Source organism: Nonomuraea sp. NPDC048901, from assembly GCF_040649695.1.
Taxonomy (GTDB): Bacteria; Actinomycetota; Actinomycetes; order Streptosporangiales; family Streptosporangiaceae; genus Nonomuraea.
In genome coordinates, this window is sequence record NZ_JBEZFW010000028.1 from 40,620 (window position 1) to 61,097 (window position 20,478).

At 69.3% G+C, this 20,478-nt stretch carries 22 protein-coding genes; 8 read left to right on the forward strand and 14 right to left on the reverse strand.

Translation table 11 applies throughout. The annotated features are described in order from the left end of the window. Positions 1–40 precede the first annotated feature (40 nt). Entirely contained in the window at positions 41–865 is an 825-nt protein-coding gene (locus AB0C30_RS53115; RefSeq protein WP_357959072.1) for an NAD(P)H-binding protein, read from the forward strand. Here the strand turns inward: AB0C30_RS53115 and AB0C30_RS53120 are convergent. From AB0C30_RS53120 to AB0C30_RS53145, 6 genes are all read right to left on the reverse strand, one after another. Then, complete coding sequence (locus AB0C30_RS53120) at positions 855–1,859, reverse strand: ABC transporter ATP-binding protein (RefSeq protein ID WP_357959075.1); 1,005 nt, start codon at positions 1,857–1,859, stop codon at positions 855–857. The two genes, AB0C30_RS53115 and AB0C30_RS53120, sit on opposite strands and share 11 nt — an antisense overlap. Beyond that, entirely contained in the window at positions 1,856–2,830 is a 975-nt protein-coding gene (locus AB0C30_RS53125) for an ABC transporter ATP-binding protein (protein WP_357959078.1), read from the reverse strand. The genes AB0C30_RS53120 and AB0C30_RS53125 overlap by 4 nt, the downstream gene beginning before the upstream one ends. Then, on the reverse strand, positions 2,827–3,711 hold the full coding sequence (locus tag AB0C30_RS53130; protein WP_357959081.1) for an ABC transporter permease: 885 nt from the start codon (positions 3,709–3,711) through the stop codon (positions 2,827–2,829). The genes AB0C30_RS53125 and AB0C30_RS53130 overlap by 4 nt, the downstream gene beginning before the upstream one ends. Next, positions 3,708–4,760 carry an ABC transporter permease gene (locus AB0C30_RS53135; protein WP_357959084.1) on the reverse strand — a complete coding sequence of 351 codons (1,053 nt, stop codon included), beginning with the start codon at positions 4,758–4,760 and terminating at the stop codon, positions 3,708–3,710. Before AB0C30_RS53135 ends, AB0C30_RS53130 begins: the two co-directional genes overlap by 4 nt. Beyond that, entirely contained in the window at positions 4,757–6,571 is a 1,815-nt protein-coding gene (locus AB0C30_RS53140; protein WP_357959087.1) for an ABC transporter substrate-binding protein, read from the reverse strand. The genes AB0C30_RS53135 and AB0C30_RS53140 overlap by 4 nt, the downstream gene beginning before the upstream one ends. 118 nt (positions 6,572–6,689) lie before the next feature. Beyond that, entirely contained in the window at positions 6,690–8,318 is a 1,629-nt protein-coding gene (locus AB0C30_RS53145; RefSeq protein WP_357959090.1) for an ABC-F family ATP-binding cassette domain-containing protein, read from the reverse strand. Between the two features lie 28 nt (positions 8,319–8,346). On the opposite strand from AB0C30_RS53145, the gene AB0C30_RS53150 reads away from it, so the two are divergent. Both AB0C30_RS53150 and AB0C30_RS53155 read left to right on the forward strand, forming a co-directional pair. Beyond that, positions 8,347–8,694, forward strand: coding sequence for a DUF2809 domain-containing protein (locus AB0C30_RS53150; protein ID WP_357959093.1), 348 nt, complete (start codon positions 8,347–8,349; stop codon positions 8,692–8,694). A 120-nt stretch (positions 8,695–8,814) separates the two neighbouring features. Continuing rightward, positions 8,815–10,344: an amino acid permease gene (locus AB0C30_RS53155; protein WP_357959096.1), complete on the forward strand. Its 1,530-nt coding sequence runs from the start codon at positions 8,815–8,817 to the stop codon at positions 10,342–10,344. A gap of 5 nt (positions 10,345–10,349) precedes the next feature. Here the strand turns inward: AB0C30_RS53155 and lipB are convergent, their stop codons facing one another. Continuing rightward, positions 10,350–10,985 (reverse strand): lipoyl(octanoyl) transferase LipB, encoded by a 636-nt coding sequence (gene lipB / locus AB0C30_RS53160; RefSeq protein ID WP_357959099.1) that lies wholly within the window; start codon positions 10,983–10,985, stop codon positions 10,350–10,352. Between the two features lie 835 nt (positions 10,986–11,820). Between lipB and AB0C30_RS53165 the strand changes: the two genes are divergently transcribed. Genes AB0C30_RS53165 through AB0C30_RS53180 form a run of 4 tightly spaced genes read left to right on the forward strand, consistent with a single transcriptional unit; the run spans position 11,821 to position 14,217 of the window. Then, on the forward strand, positions 11,821–12,186 hold the full coding sequence (locus AB0C30_RS53165) for a hypothetical protein (protein WP_357959102.1): 366 nt from the start codon (positions 11,821–11,823) through the stop codon (positions 12,184–12,186). Then, positions 12,186–13,208 carry a D-alanine--D-alanine ligase gene (locus tag AB0C30_RS53170; protein ID WP_357959105.1) on the forward strand — a complete coding sequence of 341 codons (1,023 nt, stop codon included), beginning with the start codon at positions 12,186–12,188 and terminating at the stop codon, positions 13,206–13,208. Before AB0C30_RS53165 ends, AB0C30_RS53170 begins: the two co-directional genes overlap by 1 nt. Beyond that, positions 13,205–13,906: a M15 family metallopeptidase gene (locus AB0C30_RS53175; RefSeq protein WP_357959107.1), complete on the forward strand. Its 702-nt coding sequence runs from the start codon at positions 13,205–13,207 to the stop codon at positions 13,904–13,906. Before AB0C30_RS53170 ends, AB0C30_RS53175 begins: the two co-directional genes overlap by 4 nt. A 56-nt stretch (positions 13,907–13,962) precedes the next feature. Beyond that, entirely contained in the window at positions 13,963–14,217 is a 255-nt protein-coding gene (locus tag AB0C30_RS53180) for a hypothetical protein (protein WP_357959110.1), read from the forward strand. 179 nt (positions 14,218–14,396) lie between these two features. Here the strand turns inward: AB0C30_RS53180 and AB0C30_RS53185 are convergent, their stop codons facing one another. From AB0C30_RS53185 to AB0C30_RS53195, 3 genes are read right to left on the reverse strand one after another with little or no spacing between them, the layout of a single operon-like run. Then, on the reverse strand, positions 14,397–14,579 hold the full coding sequence (locus AB0C30_RS53185) for a PspC domain-containing protein (RefSeq protein WP_357959113.1): 183 nt from the start codon (positions 14,577–14,579) through the stop codon (positions 14,397–14,399). Between the two features lie 60 nt (positions 14,580–14,639). Next, positions 14,640–15,146, reverse strand: coding sequence for an HAD domain-containing protein (locus AB0C30_RS53190; RefSeq protein WP_357959116.1), 507 nt, complete (start codon positions 15,144–15,146; stop codon positions 14,640–14,642). Positions 15,147–15,178: 32 nt separating this feature from the next. After that, entirely contained in the window at positions 15,179–16,096 is a 918-nt protein-coding gene (locus AB0C30_RS53195; RefSeq protein WP_357959119.1) for an AraC family transcriptional regulator, read from the reverse strand. Between the two features lie 74 nt (positions 16,097–16,170). On the opposite strand from AB0C30_RS53195, the gene AB0C30_RS53200 reads away from it, so the two are divergent. Next, positions 16,171–16,983, forward strand: a complete 813-nt coding sequence (locus AB0C30_RS53200; RefSeq protein ID WP_357959122.1) for an NAD(P)H-binding protein — start codon at positions 16,171–16,173, stop codon at positions 16,981–16,983. A gap of 42 nt (positions 16,984–17,025) precedes the next feature. On the opposite strand, the gene AB0C30_RS53205 is transcribed toward AB0C30_RS53200, so the two are convergent. From AB0C30_RS53205 to AB0C30_RS53220, 4 genes are read right to left on the reverse strand one after another with little or no spacing between them, the layout of a single operon-like run. Beyond that, positions 17,026–17,787 (reverse strand): ABC transporter ATP-binding protein, encoded by a 762-nt coding sequence (locus AB0C30_RS53205; RefSeq protein ID WP_357959125.1) that lies wholly within the window; start codon positions 17,785–17,787, stop codon positions 17,026–17,028. Beyond that, complete coding sequence (locus tag AB0C30_RS53210) at positions 17,787–18,728, reverse strand: ABC transporter ATP-binding protein (protein WP_357959128.1); 942 nt, start codon at positions 18,726–18,728, stop codon at positions 17,787–17,789. Before AB0C30_RS53210 ends, AB0C30_RS53205 begins: the two co-directional genes overlap by 1 nt. After that, a complete protein-coding gene (locus tag AB0C30_RS53215) occupies positions 18,728–19,567 on the reverse strand; it encodes an ABC transporter permease (RefSeq protein ID WP_357959131.1) in 840 nt (279 codons plus the stop codon). Before AB0C30_RS53215 ends, AB0C30_RS53210 begins: the two co-directional genes overlap by 1 nt. Next, on the reverse strand, positions 19,564–20,478 hold the full coding sequence (locus AB0C30_RS53220; protein WP_357959134.1) for an ABC transporter permease: 915 nt from the start codon (positions 20,476–20,478) through the stop codon (positions 19,564–19,566). Before AB0C30_RS53220 ends, AB0C30_RS53215 begins: the two co-directional genes overlap by 4 nt.

Consider the following 20,478-nt stretch of genomic DNA (forward strand, 5'->3'; position numbering starts at 1 on the left):
CGAACGTTCCGTTCCACATAAATGCCAGAAGGAGCCTGTCATGACGATCCTCGTCACCGGTGCCACCGGAACCGTCGGCCGCCTCATCGTCGACGAGCTCGCCCGGAACGGCCACCAGGTGCGTGCCCTGACCCGCGACCCGGCCAAGGCCGACCTGCCCGAGGGCGTGGAGGTCGTCGCCGGGGACCTGGCCGAGCCGGGCAGCCTCACGACCGCCTTCGAGGGTGTAGCGGCCGTTCACCTCATCAACTTCGCCGGCGACGACTACGCGCCGCTGAAGACCGGCGAGCAGATCGTGGAGCTGGCCGTCAAGTCGGGCGTGCGCAAGGTCACCGTCCTGGGCGGGCGCGCCGACGGCCCGCTGGAGCAGGCCCTGGCCGCCAGTGAGCTGGAGTGGACGCTGCTGACGCCGGTCGAGTTCATGTCCAACACGCTCCAGTGGTGGGCCCAGACGATCAAGGCCGAGGGCGCCATCAGGGAGCCGTTCGGCAGCCGGCTCAGCGCCATGGTGCATGAGCGTGACATCGCCGCGGTGGCGGCCACCGTGCTGACGAGCGATGGTCACGCAGGGAAGACGTACCCGCTGACCGGGCCGCAGGCCATCACCACCACGGAGAAGGTGCGCATCCTCAGCGACGCCGTCGGCCAGGAGATCCGCTTCGTCGAACTCTCCGAGGCCGAGGCCCGCGCGAAGTGGCGCGCCGACGGCATGGGCGCGGAGACGATCGAGTTCCTCATCGGCGCGCTCGGCAATACCCCCGAGATCGGCTACACGGTGGTCCCGACCGTCGAGCAGGTCACCGGCCGGGCACCGCGTTCCTTCGCCCAGTGGGCCGCCGAGCACGCCACGGCATTCAAGCGCTGAGCTCCGCGTAATGGCAGGCCGCCCGCGCGGCCGGCGTGGCGGGCAGGATGTCGAGCCGCTGCGACCTGCACTTGGCGTCCACCCCCGCCTCGGCCGCCTTGCCGGAGGCGAGCACCTGGCAGCGGGCGTGGAAGCGGCAGCCGCCCGGGATCCGCGTCGGGTCCGGCGGCTCGCCCGTGAGCACGATCCGCTCGGGTGACTCCGGCAGCACCGACATCAGGGCCTGCGTGTACGGATGGCGCGGCGCGGTCAGCACCTGCTCGACCGGCCCCGCCTCGACGATCCGGCCGAGGTACATGACCGCCACCCGGTCGGCGATGTTCCAGGCCAGCCCGAGGTCGTGGGTGACGACCAAGGCCGACAGGCCCAGGTCCGCGCGGAGCCGGAGCAGCAGCGCGAGGATCTCGCCCCGCACCGAGGCGTCCAGCGAGGCCACCGGCTCGTCGGCGACCAGCACCTTCGGGTTGAGGGCCAGCGCGCCGGCGATGACCACGCGCTGACGCTGACCGCCCGACAGCTCGTGCGGGTAGCGCAGGAAGAACCGCTCAGGAGGCCGCAGCCCGGCCCTGGACAGCGCCTCGGCCACGATCTCCCGCTCGCCGGACAGGCCGTGGATGCGCGGTCCTTCGGCGACCGCCTCGTAGACGGTGTGCCGCGGGTTCAGCGAGCCCATCGGGTCCTGCAGGACCAGCTGCACGGCCTTCCGGTACGCCTTGAGCGCCTTGGAGTGGTAGTCCAGCGGCGTACCGTCATAGACGACCGTCCCCGAAGTGGGCCGTTCCAGGCCCATCAGCGTGCGCGCCAGCGTGGTCTTGCCGCAGCCGGACTCACCGACGAGGGCCACGATCTCGCCGGCGCCGATCGCCAGGTTCACCCCGTCGACCGCGCGGGCCCGCCGCCCGCGCGACGGGAACTCCACGTGCAGGTCACGGGCCTCCAGCAGGGTCTTGTGCCCCGTGGCGACGGTCTCCGAGGACGTCTCCGTCTCGGTCATGAGGCCTCCTCCTTCGCCCGTACGTGCACGCAGGCAGCGGTACGGCTGTCGCCCGCGGGCCAGAGCTCGACATCGAGGGTCGCGCACTCCTCCAGCGCCACCGGGCAGCGCGGATGGAAGGCGCAGCCGGTGGGCAGGTCCATTGGGTCCGGCGGATCGCCGCCGAGGCCCTTGGGCGCCAGCCGCGACTCCGGGTCGCCGACCGTGGGGAACGCCGCCGCCAGTGCCCGCGTGTAGGGGTGCTTGGCCTCGTGGAACACCTCGCGCGACGGGCCGTGCTCCACGACGCGACCCGCGTACATGACCGCGAGCTGCCCGCAGACGTCGGCGAGCACCGACAGGTCGTGCGAGATCATGATCAGCGAGATGTTCCGCTCGGCGATCAGCTCCTTGATCAGCGTCAGGACCTGGGCCTGGACCATCACGTCGAGCGCGGTCGTCGGCTCGTCGGCGATGATCAGCCGGGGCGAGCAGGCCAGGGCCATCGCGATCATCACGCGCTGCCGCTGGCCGCCGGACAGCTCGTGCGGGTAGCTGCGGGCCCGCCAGGCGGGCAGGCCGACCTGTTCGAGCAGCTCGGCCACCCGCTTGCCGGCCTGGTCGGGTTTGGCCAGGTTGTGCACCAGCAGCGGCTCGGCGATCTGGTCGCCGATCTTGCGGACCGGGTTGAGACCATGCTGGGCGCCCTGGAAGACGATCGACGCCTCGGCCCAGCGGACCGCGCGCATGCGGCCCCATTTCATGGCCAGGATGTCCTCGCCGTCGAGCAGGATCCGGCCGCCGACGCGGGCGTCACGCGGCAGCAGCCGCAGCAGCGCCATGGCCAGTGTCGACTTGCCGGATCCCGACTCACCGGCTACCCCGAGCGCCGCGCCCGACTCCAGTTTCAGCGACACTCCCCGTACGGCGGGCACCTCGCCGGAGGCGATCCGGTAGGTCACCGAGAGGTCGTCGAGTTCGAGGAGAGTCATGCGCCCGCCTTCCTGAGTCGCGGGTTGAGCACGGCCTCCAGCGCGCGTCCCACCAGCGTGAACGCCATGACGACGGCCAGGATGCAGAGGCCGGGAATGAGGATGTACCACCACGCGCCCTGGGTGGCGGCGCCGAAGTCGTAGGACGCGCGCAGCATCGTGCCCCAGGAGGTCTTGTTCGAGCTGACACCGAGGAAGGCCAGCGTGGACTCGGTGACGATCGCGCTGGCGACCTCCAGCGTGGTGCTGGCCAGCAGCAGCGGCGCCACGTTCGGCAGCACGTGCCGGGTGGTGATGTGCCAGTGCCCGCCGCCGAGCGCCTTGGACCGCTCGATGTACGGCCTGGCCTCGACGGACAGCGTCTGAGACCTGATCAGCCGGGCGGTGGACGGCCAGGTGGTGATGCCGATGGCCACGATGATCGTGGCCGTGCTGCCGCCCAGGATGGCCGCCAGCACCAGTGCCGTGATCAGCGAGGGCAGCACCAGGAACCAGTCGGTGACCCGCATGAGCACGGCCCCGATCCAGCCGCGGAAGTGCCCGGCGGCGATGCCGATGACCATGCCGATCACGATGCTCAGCAGGGCGGCGAGGAAGCCGATGAGCAGCGAGGTACGCGAGCCCCACCAGACCATCAGCAGGACGGACCGGCCGGACTCGTCGGTGCCGAAGGGCTCCGCGAGGCTGGGCGCCGCCCACTTGGCGCCCGTGCCGGACACCACGCTGGTCACGCCGTCGCTGATGAACAGGGGCGCGACCAGCGCCAGAAGGACCGCGGCGACGAGCACCACCAGCCCGGCCATTCCGGCCCGCTCCTGACGGAAACTCCGCCAGAAGCGGCCGAGCGCCAGACGCCTGCGAGACGTGGCCACGGCGGTCATGCCGACCTCACCCTCGGGTCGATGATGTGATAGACCACGTCGGCCAGCGTGTTCATGAGGATCACGGCTACCGTGATCAGCATGAACGTGCCCTGCATGAGTGTGAAGTCAGGCACCCTGACCGCCTCGTAGAACAGCTGCCCGAGCCCCGGCCAGCTGTAGATCGTCTCGACGGTGACCGCGCCGCCGACCACGAAGCCGATGCGCATGAAGACCAGCGTCACCGTCGGCAGCAGCGCGTTGGGGACCGCGTGGCGGCGGCGCACCTGGTCGTCGCGCAGGCCCTTGGCGCGGGCCACGTTCACGTAGTCCTGGCTGACCTCCTCCAGCAGCGACGAGCGCATGACCAGCAGGTATTGGGCGTAGACCACGGCCACGAGGGTCAGGCACGGCAGCACCATGTGCATGCCGACGTCGAGCACGTAGGCGAAGCCGTCGGGCGCGTCCACGCTCTCGATGCCCCGGGTGGGGAACAGGCCGGGGATCGGCCCGATCCCGACGCCGAACACCATGAGCAGGAGCAGCCCCAGCCAGAACGTCGGCATGGACCACAACACCAGCGAGACGCCCGTGGAGACCTGGTCGAAGCGGCTGCCGCGCTGCCATCCGGCCCGCTGGCCCTGCCAGATCCCGAGGCCGACCGCGATGACCAGGCCCCCGCCCGCGAGCAGCAGCGTCGCGGGGAAGCGCTCGCCGATGAGGCTGAGGACCGGCCGGTTGTACTCGTACGAGGTGCCCAGGTCGAGGTGGAGCGTCTTGCCGACGAAGTCGAAGAACTGGTCGATCAGCGACTTGTCCAGGCCGAGCCGGTGCCGTTCCAGAGCGAGCTGCGTCGGGGTCATGTTGCGGCCCTGCGCCAGGTTGCGCACGGGGTCGCCGGGCAGCAGCCGGAACACGAAGAACGTGCCGACGATCACCATCGCGATGCTGAACAACGCCCCGCCGACCTTCGACAGCGCGTACTTCAGCGTGCCGCGGTAGGCGGGGCGGTCATCACCGGAGCCCGCCGCCTGGACGGCGGGCTCCGCTGCTTCGAGCGGTGTGGTCATTCGCGCTCGTCGGCGACGCTCTTGCGACGCCGGGTCAAGAGGAAGGCCACGAGTCCGATGACCACCACGCCGCCGACCACGCCGGCGATGAGGCCGGTGTTGGAGCCGCCGTCGCTGCCGGCCGCGCTGGTGCCGCCGGTGGCCTTGACGTCCATGGCGTAGAACGGGTAGCCGCTGCTGCCGCCGTAGATCAGGCCCTTGTCCTCGGGGACCGGGGTGATACTGGTGATGCGGTCCTTGCGGTAGCCCTCAAGGTCGTTCGGGTAGTAGATCGCGATCACCGGAGCGTCGGTGTAGAGGCGCTCCTGCATCTTCTTGATGATCTCGACGCGCTTGGCCCGGTCGAGCTCCTTGAGCTGCTCCTGGTAGAGCTTCTCGAAGGTCGGGTCGCAGTAGAACGACTCGGTGCCGCCGCCCTCGCCCGACGGGGTGGGCCGGCGGCTGCACAGGTGCGTGGCCAGGACCTCCTCGGGGTCGGGGTTGACCGACCAGCCGCTGATCGCGATGTCGTACAGGCCCGTGACGCCCGTCTGCTCCGAGAACTTGCTGGAGTCGAGCTTCACCGTGGTCAGCGTGACGCCGATCTCCTTGAAGAAGCCCGTCAGGTATTCGGCGAGCTTGTCCTCGATCGGAGTGTCGGTGTGGATGCTGAAGCGGAACTCCAGCTTCCTCTTGCCGTCGGGCATCGTACGGACGCCGTCGGCGCCCTTCTTGTAGCCGGCGTCATCGAGAATCTTGTTGGCCTTGGCGACGTCGTAGGTGACCTTCTGGTCGCCCGTGGCCTCCCAGAAGAACTCCTTGTACAGCGGCGGGATGATCGAACCGTCGGCGGGCTTGGCCAGGCCGCTCTGCACCTCGTCGGCCAGCTTCTGCTTGTCGATCGCGTAGTGCAGCGCGGTGCGCACCTTCGGGTCCTTCAGCGCGGGGTGACCGTCGCCGACAGGCTTGTTGTCCGTGGTGGTGGCGCCGGGGTTGACCTCCAGGTACGCCGCGCGGCGGCCCTGGGTGTTCCACTGCTCGATGTTGGGGTCGCCCTTGATCGACTCGAAGTCCGGCGGCGTCATGCGGCCGATCAGGTCGATGTCACCCTTCTTCAGACCGGCGATGGCGGCCTGCGGGTTGTCATAGAAGATGAACTGCAGTTCGTCGACCTTGGGCCTGCCCCGCCAGTAGTCGGGGTTGGCCTTGAGCTTGACGAACTGGTCCTTCTTGTGCTCGACCGCGATGTACGGCCCGCTGCCCACGGCCGGGTAGACGTCGGCCTCGTACTTGGCCATGTCGGTGACCTTCTCCCAGACATGCTTGGGCATGATCGGGATCGGATTCTCCAGCATGGACGCCTGCGGCGCCTTGGTCTTGATGACCAGGTCCTGGCCGTTGGCGGTGACGCTCTCGAAGTTCTCGACGGCCGGGCCGTTGGCGGTCTTGGCCGCGTCGTCCGTCATGACCTTGTTGAAGGTCCAGGCCGCGTCCTCGGCGGTGACCGGCTGACCGTCGGACCACTTGGTGCTACGGATCTTGAACGTCCACGTGAGCCCGTCGGGCGAGGTCGTCCACGACTCGGCCAGGTCCGGGCTGGGCTTCAGCGTCTTGGGGTCGGGCGTGGTCAGGAAGCTGTACATCTCGCGCTGGACCGCCGACGAGACCAGCCTGACCGCCAGGAACGGGTTCATCGAGTCCATCGCCTGCGTGGCGCCGATGCGGACGATCTTCTTCCCCGCTGCCGGTTCCGCGGCTTGGGCCGCCTGGCCCTGACCTGCGACTAATACCGCTACGCCCAGCAGAGCCAGGCGTGCGAACCATTTCCTCATTGTGCCTCACCTTCAGGCGGGGGTGTCCTGTGTAGAGAAAGGCACACCATACGAACACTGCGTGTCAACGAGTGCCGGAAAATTGTTTCACCTTCGTTTCCTTGAGCGGTGTAAATTTTCAGACCGACTCAAGAACGGTCCCGTCGCTCACCCTCAGGCGACGATCGACGTGTACAGCGTCGAGCATCCGCCGGTCGTGGGTGACGAGCAGCAGCGTGCCTGGGTAGCTCGACAGGGCCGACTCCAACTGCTCGATCGCCGGGAGATCGAGATGGTTCGTCGGCTCGTCCAGCACGAGTAGATTAACGCCTCTAGCCTGCAGCAACGCCAGAGCCGCGCGGGTGCGCTCGCCGGGCGACAGCGTGTCGGCGGGCCGCAGCACGTGCGCGGCCCGCAGCCCGAACTTCGCCAGCAGCGTCCGCACCTCGGCGGGCGGCAGCTCCGGCGTCTGCGCGCCGAACGCGTCGAGCAGCGGCTCCCCGCCCTCGAACAGCCCCCTGACCTGGTCCACCTCGCCGACCACCACGCCGGGCCCGAGCGTGGCGTGCCCCTCGTCGAGCGGGGTGCGGCCGAGCAGCGCGGCCAGCAGCGTTGTCTTGCCCGAGCCGTTGGACCCGGTGATCGCCACCCGCTCGGCCCAGCCGATCTCCAGGTCGACCGGGCCGAGTGTGAACGCGCCCCGCCTGACCACCGCGCCGCGCAGCGTGGCCACCACCGCGCCGGAACGCGGCGCGGCGGCGATCTCCATCCGCAGCTCCCACTCCTTGCGCGGCTCCTCGACCACCTCTAGGCGTTCGATGAGCTTCTCCGACTGGCGAGCCTTGGCGGCCTGCTTCTCGGTCGTCTCGATGCGCGTGTTGCGGCCGATCTTGTCGTTGTCGGTCGCCTTGCGCCGGGCGTTCCTGACGCCCTTCTCCATCCAGGCCCGCTGCGTCCTGGCACGGGACTCCAGCTGGGCGCGGGTGTCGGCGTACTCCTCGAAGCGCTCGCGGGCGTGCCTCCTGGCCACCTCGCGCTCGTCCAGGTAGGCCTGGTAGCCGCCGCCGTACAGGTGGATCTGCTGCTGGGCCAGGTCCAGCTCCAGCACCTTGGTGACGGTCCTGGCCAGGAACTCCCGGTCGTGGCTGACCACCACCGTGCCGGCCCGCAGGCCCTGGACGAAGCCCTCCAGCCGGTCGAGCCCGTCGAGGTCGAGGTCGTTGGTCGGCTCGTCGAGCAGGAACAGGTCGTAGCGGCTGAGCAGCAGCGAGGCCAGCCCCGCGCGGGCCGCCTGGCCACCCGACAACGAGGTCATGGGCTGTTCCATGCTCACCGGCAGCCCGATCTCCGCCGCACGATCCTCCAGGTCGGCGCCGCCGAGCGCGAGCCAGCGCTCCAGCGCGACGCTGTAGGCGTCGTCGGCGCCCGGCCGCGCCTCGACCAGACCCTGGGTGGCGTCGTCGAGCTCCCGCTGCGCCTGCTCGACGCCGGTGCGCCTGGCCAGGAATTGTCCGACCGTCTCACCGGGGCGGCGCTCCGGCTCCTGCGGCAGGTGGCCGACCGTGGCCGTGGCCGGGCTGAGGCGTATGGAGCCCTGCTCGGGCCGATCGATCCCGGCCAGCAGGCGCAGCAGTGTGGACTTCCCGGCGCCGTTGGCCCCGACCAGCCCGATGACGTCGCCGGGGGCCACCACCAGATCCAGGTTCGAGAACAGGATCCGCTCGCCATGCCCCGCCGCAAGGTCCTTGACCACCATCGTCGCGCTCATGTAGGCCGATGCTACTAACGTGAGCCAAATGTCTCGCTGGCCCGTGCTCGCCGCCGCTGTCGTCACCGTCGTGGCCGGGCTGGGGGTGCGGCTGCTGTGGGACGGACCGTTCGCCAAGTACGCGGGCGACGCGCTCTACACGGTCCTGATCTACCTGCTGGTCGTGCTCGTCCTGCCGCGCGTCCGGCCGGTGTGGGCCGCGCTGGGGTCGGCCGCGCTGAGCTGGGCGATCGAGTTCGCCCAGCTCTGGGAGATCCCGCCGCTGCTGCGGCCGCTGCTGGGCAGCACGTTCAACCCGCCCGACCTGTTCTGGTACGCCGTGGGCGCCGCCGTGGCTTGTGCTGCGCATTTAGCGACGAGGTCCACATTTAGGTAAAGAACGGTCCTTACCAGCTCGAAACTCCGCTGTAACGCCTTGCCTGTGACATGGAAATGGTCTAGAGATAGACCAAATCCTAGAGAGTCCTCCGCCGCGCATCCCCCCAAGGAGACCTCAATGACCACAGAAGAGGATTCCAGGCGCCTCGCCGAGCTCGGTTACAAGCAGGAGCTGTCAAGGACCTGGAGCGGTTTCTCCAACTTCGCCATCTCCTTCTCCATCATCTCGATCCTCGCCGGCTGCTTCACCACCTTCGGTCAGGCCTGGAACAACGGCGGTCCCATCGCCATCTCCTGGGGCTGGCCGCTGATCTCCGTCTTCATCCTGATCATCGGTCTCTGCATGTCGGAGCTGGTCTCCGCGTACCCGACGGCGGGCGGCATCTACTGGTGGGCCGCCACGATGGGCAAGCCGATCCACGGCTGGTTCACCGGCTGGCTCAACCTGATCGGCCTCATCGCGGTCACCGCGTCGGTGGACTACGGCTGCGCGACATTCCTGAACATCACCATCAACCGGCTCACCGGCGGCGGCTGGGACGCCTCGCTCGGGAACGCGTTCCTGCTGTTCGTGATCATTCTGGTGCTGCACGCGCTGATCAACATCTACAGCCACCGGCTCATCTCAATGCTGCAGAACATCTCGGTCTGGTGGCACGTGGCGGGTGCCGCGATCGTGGTGGCGATTCTGATCTTCGCGCCGAGCCACCACCAGACGGTCGGCTTCGTCTTCACCGACACCATCAACAACTCCGGCTTCGGTGATGGCGACGGCGGCATACCATTCTGGTTCTACGTGCTGCCGCTGGGCTTCCTGCTCACGCAGTACACGATCACCGGCTTCGACGCCTGCGCGCACGTGTCGGAGGAGACGCAGGGCGCCTCCACGGCGGCCGCCCGCGGACTCTGGCAGTCGATCTTCTACTCGGCGATCGGCGGCTGGATCCTGCTGCTGGCGTTCCTGTTCGCCGCGACGAACGTGGACGAGATCAACAAGCAGGGCGGCTTCGTGGGCGCCATCTTCGAGACCGCCCTCTCCTCGCCGCTGGCCACCGCGATCTTCGCGATCTCCACGATCGGTCAGTTCTTCTGCGGGATGAGCTGCGTGACCTCGATGTCGCGGATGACCTACGCGTTCTCGCGCGACGGCGCCGTGCCGGGCTGGCGGCTGTGGTCGAAGGTCGACCGCAACCGGACGCCGGTCAACGCGATCCTCGCGGGCTGCGTGGTGGCCGCGCTGATTACCCTGCCCGCGCTCTGGGCGCCGGCCGGCTCGACCACTCCGGTGGCCTTTCTCGCCGTCGTGTCGATCGCGGTCATCGGGCTCTACCTGGCGTTCCTCATCCCGATCTGGCTGCGGCTGCGCATGGGCGACAACTTCCGGCCCGGCCCGTGGACCCTTGGGCGGAAATATCGGGCCATGTGCTGGATCGCCTGCGTTGAGATCGTGATCATCTCGATCTACTTCATCATGCCGATCAAGCCCTCAGCGATCCCCGGCAACGAGAACTTCACCTGGACGGACGTGAACTACGCGCCGGTCCTGGTCGGGGTCGTGCTGCTCGGCATCGCCCTGTGGTGGAAGCTGTCGGCCAAACACTGGTTCACCGGGCCCCGCCGAACCATCGACGAACTGCCCATGCCTTAAGACGCTTACGACGCTTCAAAGGCCGTGGCCACGGCCGCGCGGACGGTGTCCATGGACGTGGCCTCCAGCTCTCTCTTGAGCGAGGTCATGTCCACGTCGGGCATGCCGCAGGCGACAGCCCAGTGCCACGGCTCCAGGTCGCCGTCGACGTTGAGCGCGAAGCCGTGGCTGGTGACGCCACGGCTCTGCCGCATCCCGATGGACGCGACCTTGCGCCCCGTCTCGGATGTCCAGACGCCGGTCAGCAGCTCGGAGCCGGGCGGGGTGTCGCGGCGCTCCGCGGGCAGCCCCAGCGCGCCCAGGGCCTCGACCAGCCGGAGCTCCACTTCCCGTACGTAGTCGACGATGCCCTCCTCCTCGCCCAGCTTGACGATGAGGTAGCCGACGAGCTGGCCGGGACCGTGGTAGGTGAGCTGGCCCCCGCGGCCGGTCTCGACCACGGGGATGCCGCGCGACGGGTCCGGCAGGTGGGTCACCGGCGTGCGGCGCCCGACCGTGTAGACCGACGGGTGGCTCAGCAGCCAGAGCGTGTCCGGCCGCTCGTCTCGTTGGCGCTCACCGACGAGGTCGGTCATGCGCTCCATCGCCTTGTCGTAATCGACGAGCTCATCCTGGACGAGTGTCAGCGGCCTTGCCTTCATGCGTTCCAGGATAGGACGCAGCGCGGCCAGCACCGGATCGCCCCGGTTTGCCCCGGAGGCGTTCCCCCTTTGCCGGCCCAGTGCGGGAGGCGGCGGAGGTGATATGCCGTCGGCCGACCAGCGGCGGTGTCGCTTGTACACCGTGATGCGTTGCGTCGGACGCATCACTCGTGGCGGTGCGGCGACACTTCGGCGCGCGTCGAACTAATTCGCGGCCAGACTGATTCCTCGTTGATCACGAGGCGCGACCCGAATGAGGAGCCCCAGGACCATGACATCGAGCCACGACATCGCCCTCTACGCACCCGGTGCGGTCCTTTGAGAGTCCACTGATCCGCCGCAGCGCAAGCGGTTCCGCACCAACTACTTCACAGACGGCCGCACGCTGATCTGGGAGTATCCGCGGTCCACGCCTGATGGAGACCAGATGGACTTTGTCGAGACGATGGAGATCGATGCCCCGGCGCTGGTCGTCGAGAGGTCGCTCGCATGGACGATGCATGTACCGGTCGAACGGCGCAGCCCAACGGTGACGTAGACGGCTGGCCCCAATAGTCCCGACGTGAGCGTGCGCTCAAGCGAGCGAGTCGCCGCGGCCTTCCGCCCGGGCCGGGCAGACCGACGCCGAGGTGATGGCTCATGTCGAGTTCGAACCGGCCATACAGGTTCAGGTCTCGAAGATCGCTGCACACGCTCGGGCCCGGCATTCGGCCGCGCCGTACGACCAGGGGGAGATGAAGACCTTGACAATGCGGTGGACCACCGATGTGACGCCAGATGATCTGATGGGCATGCGCCGGGCCGCAGCATGACATTTTCCGTTCCTGTCCTTCTGGTGAGCGGAATCGCCTCGTTACGAGAAACGCCCTTCCGCGTTGTCGAGGTCGTCACGGCAGCGCAGGTGATTCAGCGGAAAGGCGCGCTGGCCGATGGGGTTCACCTCGCCATCGTGGATCCAGGCCTGACGCCCAGCGACGACGACATCTTTTCCGCGCTCCATCTCCGCAACGCCGGAAAGACCGCGGTGGTGGGCAATCCCGAACTCGTTCCCGGCGACCTCCTCGAGCCGATCCATGCCTACATGGCGGCCTGCAGGTCCACCGCGACACCTGTCCAGACAGAGGTCCTCCTCATGGAGGACGCGACGCCGTTGTACGACATCCACCGAATCGTAAAAGCCTTCGAAAGGCAGATGATCTGATGGGCCTGCCCTCCAAGCCGCTGCGCGTGGCGCTGCTCCTCGGTGGCGCCAGCGCCGAGCGTGACGTTTCGATCGCCTCCGCCGCGGAGGTCATCCCGGCCCTACGCGGGCGCGGCCACAGCGTGGAGGTCTTCGACACCGTCAAGGGCCGGCTCAGCTCCGCCGAGGAGGAGCGCGTGCTGGCGGCGACGGTGGGACACGCGCCGCCTGACCTGGCCCTGCGGCCCGTCGTGGGCATGGCGCCCCGGCTGGTGGAAGAACTGCTGGGCGCGGACCTCGTCTTCCTCGCCCTGCACGGAGGAGCGGGGGAGAACGGTGTCATCCAGGCGATCCTGGACTCGGCGGGGCTGCGCTACACCGGCAGCGGCCACCTCGCCAGCGCCATTGCCATGGACAAGGACCTGAGCAAGCGGCTCTTCCGTGCGGAGGCCATACCCACTCCTGACTGGGTGCTCCTGGAGCCGGATGACGATCCCGGCGGCATCCCGTTCGAGATCACCCCCAGCAGCCCGGTGATCGTCAAACCGAACGCGCAGGGGTCCACCGTCGGCCTGACCCTGGTGAAGAGGCCGCAGGATTTGCACGACGCCGTCAGGACCGCCCGAATGCACGACGCCGGTGTGCTCGTCGAGCGCTTCGTGCCCGGACGGGAATTCGTCGTCGGCGTCCTCGACGGACGGCCGCTGGCTGTGGGAGAGATCAAGCTGGGCGTCAAGGAGATCTTCGACTACGAGGCCAAATACCAGCCGGGTGTCGCGCTGGAGATCTTCCCTGCCGGCATTTCCCCGGAATTGACGGCCGAACTGCAAAATCTCGCGGGCCGGGCGCACGAGATCCTCAAGGCGGGCTCCTACAGCCGCGTGGATTTCCGGCAGGACGAGGCGGGACACCTGTGGTGCCTGGAGGTGAACACGTTGCCCGGCCTGACCGCGACCAGCCTCTTCCCTCAGGCCGCGCAGGCGTCGGGGGTCTCGTTTCCCGAGCTCTGCGAGCGCATCTGCCGATCGGCGGCAGACGGATGACGGCCGTCGAGTTCGAGCACGTCGCCATCAGGGAGAACGGAGATCCCTTGGTGGATCTCCGTTCCTACCCCTTCGATCTGTCCCCCTCCTATTTTCGGCGGGGCCTGTCACCGACCAGCGCGATGTACGTACGTCATGCGGTCGCCCGCATGCTGGTCAGCATCCAGCGCAGCCTGGCTCCGCTCACCTTCAGGATCTGGGACGGCTGTCGGCCGCGGTCCGTGCAGAGCAACATCTACCTGCGCTACCTCGCGAACCTTCGAGTCACGCACCCGGAGATGGACGAGGCCGAACTGCGCAAGCAGGCGGAGGTCTTCGTCACCGAACCAGGAGATCCGCGACGCGTCCCTCCCCATGCCACCGGCGGGGCGGTGGATCTGACACTGCTGGACTGGGCTGGACAAGAGCTCGACATGGGGACGGCCTTCGATCACTTCGGTCCCGAGTCGGCGGCGCTCTACTTTGAAGACCGCCCTGGGAACTCCCTGGTCAGGGACAACCGGCGGAGACTGCGGGACGCCATGATCGGTGCCGGCTTCCGCTGCGATGCCGACGAGTGGTGGCATTTCGACTTCGGCAACCAGATCTGGGCGGCGCATTACAAGGAGCCGGAAGCCTTCTACGGCGAGATCGGCTGGCGCGGGTTGAGGCCTTGCACGCCCACAAGCGACGAACTGGGCGACCAGGAGCCGGGGTGACGTCCACTGGCAGCGATGGCGTGCGGGGGAGTCGTTCAATTCGATGGGGCGTGCCCATGCACCATGTCCGGAGCTTCTTGGCGCAGACCGGAGGCATCCGCCATCGGCCACAGCGACGCGCCAAGGCACACCTTTCGGCGGCCGAGCGGGAGGTGATCTCGCGAGGGCGGGCGGCCGGAAGTCCGGCGCCGGCCCGGCGGCTGAACCGGGCTTCTTCGGCGAACCCTCGCCAGATCGCCCGTTACGGCGGACGCGACGCCTACCGCGCCGTCGTGGCCGACCAGGCGGCCTACCAGCGTGGGACGTGGTGACTTAAAACGCCGAGTGGGAGCGGCTCCACCCGCTGCTGGCCCCAAGCCGGCCAACGAGGCGGGCGATGGAACGATCACCGTACGACGCGCGTTATGACAAACGCGCCTACGTCTTCCTCGGCACCGTCACCCTGGCCGCCCTGGTCATCTGGCTCCGTACCTGATCTAAGAAACAGCCCTTAGTAGCGCTGCGGCTCCTCGGGGACGAGGATCCACATGGCCACGTAGACCACCCAGAGCGGTCCGGGGATGAGCGACAGCAGCAGCCAGAGGATCCGGACGAGGGTGGGGGGCAGGCCCATCTTGTCGGCGAGACCGCCGCAGACGCCGGCCAGGATTCTATGCTCTCGTGAGCGGTACATCGTTTCCTCCGTGTGGTTGCACCTATCTGGAAAACGGATGTCCAGGCTGGAGATATCCCACTAGGCACCCTGAGAAAACCCTGAGAGGGTCAGCCACTCGTGTGCCTGGGCGAGGTGTTGGCTGGTCAGGCCCTGTCTCGGATCAACATGAATGAGCAGGAAATCATCGAGACCCTGAGTGCCCCTGAGGTATTCTTCGTCCTCCAGCCATACCTGGTCGTCGAACCATACGAACGGTCTGCGGCCGACATAAGCGGCTACGTGCGGGGTTTTAAACATTTCCCCGTACAAACCCCCCTGGTCCGGTCCCATGGGAATGACGGGGAGCTCGGGCAGGCCGAGCCGGGGACCGATCCACTCGTTGGCGTGCTGCTCCCAGGTCGTCGCCCAGACCAGCTCGGCGCCGGTGACCAGGGCCAGCTCCAGCAGCCTGGTGCCGTGCCTGGCGTTGAGCTGCACGGTGTAGACCTGGTCGCCGACCGTGCACTGGTAGCGGCGGAAGTCGGGCGTGGGCCGGCTGAACGGGTTGAGCACCCCGTCCACGTCGATCAGCAGCAGCGGTCTCACCGGACCGCCCGCTGCCCCTGCGGGCTGCGGTCTCACCGGACCGCCCCCCGATGCTCCTGCGGGCTGACGCCGCGTACCCGTTTGAAGGCCGCGCTGAGCGCGAACGGGCTGCCGTAGCCGACCTGCCTGGCCACCGAGCCGACCGTCGCGTCGGGCTCGCGCAGCAGATCGGCGGCAAGAGCCAGCCGCCAGCCGGTCAGGAACGCCATGGGCGGCTCGCCGACCAGCTCGGTGAAGCGCCTGGCCAGCGAGGCCCGCGAGACGCCCACCTGCGCGGCCAGCGCGGCGACCGTCCACGGGTGTGCCGGGTTGTTGTGCAGCATCCGCATGGCCCGGCCCACCACCGGATCGCTCTGCGCCCGATACCAGGCCGGCGCCTCGTGGGTGGCGAACCACGACCGCAGCACGGAGATGAGCAGCAGGTCGAGCAGCCGGTCGAGGACCGCCTCCTGCCCCGGCTGGTCCTTGACGATCTCGGCGCCCAGCAGCGGGACGAGCGGGTCGCCCCGCTGGACCAGCAGCGTGGGCAGCGCCTCCAGCAGCCGCCTGCTCACCTCTCCCTCCATGAGGTAGGCGCCGGTGATCATCACGGTCTCGCCGTCCGCGGCGTTGCCCCAGGTGCGTACGCCCAGGTCCATGGCCTGGGCGAGCGACTCCCCGTCGACCGTGGTGCAGTGCTGGCCGGGGTGGATGACGATCTGCGGCGGCGTGGCCGGGTTGTCGGCCACCGTGTACGGCTTGGGCCCGCGAATGATCGCCACCTCTCCAGGACACAGCCGGACGACATCCCCCTCATCGGGCACCACCCACGCCTCGCCGCGCACCATCACCACCACCGTGAGCGGGGCCTCGTCCTGGATGCGCAGCGACCAGGGCGGATCCAGCAGGCAGCGGAGCATGAAGGCGCCCCTCGCCCGCGGACCGTCGAGCAGGGCGGCTAGCTGGTCCATGGGTTAGACGATCGCATATGGGATTGCGCTTCTCAACCATGGAGAGTCTCAGACTTCGGCGGCTTACTTGAGCCATGACAACTTTGGTGCTGGGCGGCACGGGCAAGACCGGCCGCCGCGTGGCGAACAGGCTCACCGTTCTCGACCACCCGTGGCGGATCGGCTCCCGCTCCGCGCGACCGCCCTTCGACTGGACAGACCGATCCACGTGGGCGCCCGCGCTGGACGGCGCCGACTCCGTGTACGTGACCTACTATCCCGACCTCGCCTTCCCCGGCGCCCTGGCAGACATCCAGGCCTTCACCTCGCTCGCCGTGGCCGGCGGCGTCGGCCGGCTGGTCCTGCTCTCCGGCCGGGGCGAGCCGATGGCCGAGGCGGCCGAGCAGGTCGTCCAGTCGTCCGGGGCCGACTGGACGATCGTGCGGTGCAGCTGGTTCATGCAGAACTTCAGCGAGGGCTACCTGCTGGATCCCGTGCTCGAAGGGGTCATCGCGCTGCCGATCGCGGACGTGCCCGAGCCGTTCGTGGACGTGGACGACATCGCAGATGTCGTGGTGGCGGCGCTGACCCAGGAGGGCCACGGCGGCAAGCTGTACGAGCTGACCGGGCCGAGGCTGCTCACGTTCACGGACGTGGCCGCCGAGCTGTCCAAGGCGACGGGCCGGGACATCGTCTACGTGCCGGTGACGGCCGAGGAGTTCGCGGCCGGGGCCCGCGAGCAAGGCGTGCCCGAGAACGAGATCGAAGGGCTGAACGGGCTGTTCGCCGAGGTCCTGGACGGCCGCAACGCGCACCTCGCCGACGGCGTCCACCAGGCGCTCGGCCGGCCCGCCCGGGACTTCACCGACTACGCCACCGCGAACAAGGCGATCTGGACCGTGCGTTGACGCCCCCTGGACCGCGCGCCACGCACCACCTGGACCGTGCGCTCAACGCACCACTTTGGCCGGATCCCAGCCGGGGCCGGGCACCGAGGCCAGCAGCAGGCGCGTGTAAGGGTGCTCGGGCTCGGCCAGCACCCGCTCGACCGGGCCCCGCTCCACGACCACCCCCCGATGCAGCACCAGCGTCTCCTCGCACAGGTGCCGGACCACGGCCAGGTCGTGGCTGACGAACAGCAGGGCCACGCCCGCGTCGCGACGTACCTGGGCCAGCAGCTCCAGGATCTGGGCCTGGATGGAGACGTCGAGCGCGGCCACGGCCTCGTCGAGCACCAGCACCGACGGCTCGACCGCGAGCGCCCTGGCGATGGCGAGGCGCTGGCGCTGGCCGCCGCTCAGCTGGTGCGGGCGCGCGCCGGCCTCGCGGCTGCCCAGGCCCACCTGATCGAGCAGTTCGGTGGCGCGGGCGGGCGGCTTGCCGTGCAGGCGGAGCGAGGTGTGCAGGCATTCGGTCGCGGTCAGCCGGGGGTCCAGCGAGAGGTAGGGGTCCTGGAAGACCATCTGGATCTCGCGCGCTCTTCGGAGCCTGGCCGCTTTGCCGCGCTCCTTCGGGCCGCGGGGGCGGCCGGCCACGGTGATCGTGCCGGAGTCGGGAGTGACCAGGCCGACGAGCATGCGGGCGATCGTGGTCTTGCCGGAGCCGGACTCGCCGACCAGCCCGAGCGAGCCGCCCGGCGCCAGCTCGAAGGAGACCTCGTCGGCGGCCACGGCGCCCTGGAAGGACTTGCTGAGCTTCTCTACGGCCAGCATCAGGCCTCCACGAGGCGGCAGGCGGCCGAGCCGCCCGCGACGGTCAGGGGCCGCGGCTGCCAGGCGTCGCAGTCGCCGGTGGCGTGCGGGCAGCGCGGCGCGAACGGGCAGCCGGTGAACGCGTCGTCGAGCGACGGCGGCCGGCCGGGAATGGGGCGGATCGGGCGCGGGTCGCCGAGCTCGGGCGTGCAGGCGAGCAGCCCGGCCGTGTACGGGTGCCGCGGGTCCGCGAACAACTCCTTGGCCGGCCGCGACTCCACCACCGCACCGGCGTACAGCACGTGCACCCGGTCGCAGTAGGCGGCGGCCAGGTGCAGGTCGTGCGTGATGAACAGCATGCCGAGCTCCCGTTCGGCCTGGATCCGGCGCAGCAGCGCGAGCGTTTCGGCTTGGGTGGTGACGTCGAGCGCGCTGGTCGCCTCGTCGGCCAGGAGCAGGGCGGGGTCGGCGGCCAGCGCGGCGGCGATGACCACGCGCTGGAGCATGCCGCCGGACAGCTCGTGCGGGTACTGCCGCACGCACCGCTCGGGGTCACGCAGGCCGACGGCGGCCAGCAGCTCCAGCGCCCGCGTACGGGCCTCCGCCTTGGACCGGCCCAGGGTGAGCACCATGCGTTCGGTGAGGAAGTCGCCGATCCGGCGTACCGGGTTGAGCGACGAGCGCGGATCCTGGTAGATCATCGACACCTGGGCGGCCCGCAGGTCCCTGAGCGCCGCCGGGCTCATCGAGAGCACGTCGTCGCCGGAGACCAGCACCCGGCCCGACACCCGCGCCCCCTGCGGCAGGAGGCGCAGCACCGCGCGGGCGATCGTGGACTTGCCCGAGCCGGACTCGCCGACCAGACCGACGACCTCGCCCTTGCCGACGCTCAGCGACACCTCGCGCAGGATCGGCCGCCGGCCGCCCGCCTCGATCGTGAGGTCCTCCACGGAGAGCAGCATCAGATTCCCCTCACGCCCATGCGGTCGGCGAGCCGTACGCCGATCACGTTGAACGACACGACCACCAGGGCGATGGCCGCGCCGGGCACCAGCACGGGCAGGAAGGCGCCCTGCACGATCGCCGGCTGCCCCTCCTTGACCATGAGGCCCCAGTCGGACGACGGCGGCTGCGCGCCGAACCCCAGGAAGCTCAGCGTGGCCAGGCTCATCAGCCCCTCGCCGAACAGCACCACGAGGTAGCCGACGATCGAGCGCCCCATGTTCGGCACCAGGTGGCGCACGCAGATCGCCAGCCCGCCCATGCCCTGCACCCGATAGGCGTCGATGTACGGCTTGCCGCATTCGGCCAGCGCGACGCTCCTGGTGTACTTGGCGATCGTCGGCGCGTAGGCCAGGCCCAGCGCGATGACCGCCGTGGTCATGCCGTTGCCGAAGACGGCCACGATCAGCACCACGAACAGCAGCCCGGGGAAGGCGTACATCACGTCGGTCACCCTGGACACCACCGCGTCGACCCAGCCCCGGTGCCAGGCGGCCAGCGTGCCCAGGGCGACGCCGAGGGCCGAGGCGATGGCGAGCAGCAGCAGCGGGCCGACCAGCGAGGTGCGGGCGCCGTAAAGGATGCGGGTGAGCAGGTCGCGGCCCGACTGGTCGGCGCCGAGCAGGTGCTCGGGCGAGACCGGCGCGAGCGAGGCGCCGAAGTCGACCGCGTCCGGCTCGAACGGCGTGACCAGCGGCGCGCACACCGCGCCGACCACGACCAGGCCGAGGAAGGCGGCGGCGAGCAGGTAGCCGAGCGGCCGGGCCGGTCGCGGCGACAGCGTGGCAACGGCGGTCATGTCCGCCTCCTTGCTCGGGGGTCGATCAGCGGCTGGACCAGCTCCACCAGCGTGGTCACCACGATGTAGGCGGTGACCATGAGCAGCAGCACCGCCTGCGTCACGGGGAAGTCGTGCGTGTTGATCGCGTTGACCAGCAGCGAGCCGATGCCGCTGAGGCCGAACGCGGTCTCCACAGTCACCGTCCCGGCCAGCATCCCGGCGGTCACCAGCCCGCACATGGTCACGATCGGGCCCAGCGCGCCGCGGAAGACGTGCCTGACCACGATCAGCCGCTCGGACAGCCCGGAGGCGCGGGCGACGGTCACGTGATCGAGTTCGCGCTGCTCGACCATGGCCTGCCTGGTGACCCGGCTGATGATCGCGAGCGCGCCGAGCGCCAGCGTCACGGCCGGCAGGGTCAGGTGCCAGAGCGAGCCGCCGCCCATGACGGGGAACCAGCCGAGCCGGACGCCGAACAGCGAGATCAGCACGGTGGCCACCACGAACGGCGGCACGGAGGTGGCGAACGTCGTGCCCGCCACCACCGCCGCGTCTGTCCGCCCGCCGCGTACCGCCGCCAGCACGCCCAGCGCGATGCCGAACACCACGAACAGCACGGCCGCGTAGGCGACCAGCCCGAGCGTGCTCGGCAACCGCGCCGCCAGCAGGTCGCCCACCTGGTCGTTGTACTGCGTGGACCGGCCCAGGTCGCCGGTCACGGCGTCGCCGAGCCAGCGCCCGAACTGGACGAGGAACGGGTCGTCCAGGTGGTACTGCGCGCGGACGGCCGCCAGGTATTCGGGCGTCAGGTTCTCCTTGCCGCCCGCCAGGAACGTCACCGGGTCGCCGGGCGCCGCGTACGACGCCCCGAAGATGACGAACGAGGTGACCAGCAGCGTCGCGACCACCCCGGTCAGCTTGCGGACCAT

Excerpts from the sequence above, each read along its gene's own strand:
- AB0C30_RS53215 (WP_357959131.1), bottom strand. The coding sequence starts at position 19,567 with ATGACCGCCGTTGCCACGCTGTCGCCGCGACCGGCCCGGCCGCTCGGC.
- AB0C30_RS53120 (WP_357959075.1), bottom strand. The coding sequence starts at position 1,859 with ATGACCGAGACGGAGACGTCCTCGGAGACCGTCGCCACGGGGCACAAG.
- AB0C30_RS53220 (WP_357959134.1), bottom strand. The coding sequence starts at position 20,478 with ATGGTCCGCAAGCTGACCGGGGTGGTCGCGACGCTGCTGGTCACCTCG.
- AB0C30_RS53130 (WP_357959081.1), bottom strand. The coding sequence starts at position 3,711 with ATGACCGCCGTGGCCACGTCTCGCAGGCGTCTGGCGCTCGGCCGCTTC.
- AB0C30_RS53210 (WP_357959128.1), bottom strand. The coding sequence starts at position 18,728 with ATGCTGCTCTCCGTGGAGGACCTCACGATCGAGGCGGGCGGCCGGCGG.
- AB0C30_RS53175 (WP_357959107.1), top strand. The coding sequence starts at position 13,205 with ATGACGGCCGTCGAGTTCGAGCACGTCGCCATCAGGGAGAACGGAGAT.
- AB0C30_RS53180 (WP_357959110.1), top strand. The coding sequence starts at position 13,963 with ATGCACCATGTCCGGAGCTTCTTGGCGCAGACCGGAGGCATCCGCCAT.
- AB0C30_RS53115 (WP_357959072.1), top strand. The coding sequence starts at position 41 with ATGACGATCCTCGTCACCGGTGCCACCGGAACCGTCGGCCGCCTCATC.
- AB0C30_RS53145 (WP_357959090.1), bottom strand. The coding sequence starts at position 8,318 with ATGAGCGCGACGATGGTGGTCAAGGACCTTGCGGCGGGGCATGGCGAG.
- AB0C30_RS53200 (WP_357959122.1), top strand. The coding sequence starts at position 16,171 with ATGACAACTTTGGTGCTGGGCGGCACGGGCAAGACCGGCCGCCGCGTG.
- AB0C30_RS53150 (WP_357959093.1), top strand. The coding sequence starts at position 8,347 with ATGTCTCGCTGGCCCGTGCTCGCCGCCGCTGTCGTCACCGTCGTGGCC.
- AB0C30_RS53135 (WP_357959084.1), bottom strand. The coding sequence starts at position 4,760 with ATGACCACACCGCTCGAAGCAGCGGAGCCCGCCGTCCAGGCGGCGGGC.
- AB0C30_RS53125 (WP_357959078.1), bottom strand. The coding sequence starts at position 2,830 with ATGACTCTCCTCGAACTCGACGACCTCTCGGTGACCTACCGGATCGCC.
- AB0C30_RS53155 (WP_357959096.1), top strand. The coding sequence starts at position 8,815 with ATGACCACAGAAGAGGATTCCAGGCGCCTCGCCGAGCTCGGTTACAAG.
- AB0C30_RS53205 (WP_357959125.1), bottom strand. The coding sequence starts at position 17,787 with ATGCTGGCCGTAGAGAAGCTCAGCAAGTCCTTCCAGGGCGCCGTGGCC.
- AB0C30_RS53170 (WP_357959105.1), top strand. The coding sequence starts at position 12,186 with ATGGGCCTGCCCTCCAAGCCGCTGCGCGTGGCGCTGCTCCTCGGTGGC.
- AB0C30_RS53195 (WP_357959119.1), bottom strand. The coding sequence starts at position 16,096 with ATGGACCAGCTAGCCGCCCTGCTCGACGGTCCGCGGGCGAGGGGCGCC.
- AB0C30_RS53140 (WP_357959087.1), bottom strand. The coding sequence starts at position 6,571 with ATGAGGAAATGGTTCGCACGCCTGGCTCTGCTGGGCGTAGCGGTATTA.
- lipB (WP_357959099.1), bottom strand. The coding sequence starts at position 10,985 with ATGAAGGCAAGGCCGCTGACACTCGTCCAGGATGAGCTCGTCGATTAC.
- AB0C30_RS53185 (WP_357959113.1), bottom strand. The coding sequence starts at position 14,579 with ATGTACCGCTCACGAGAGCATAGAATCCTGGCCGGCGTCTGCGGCGGT.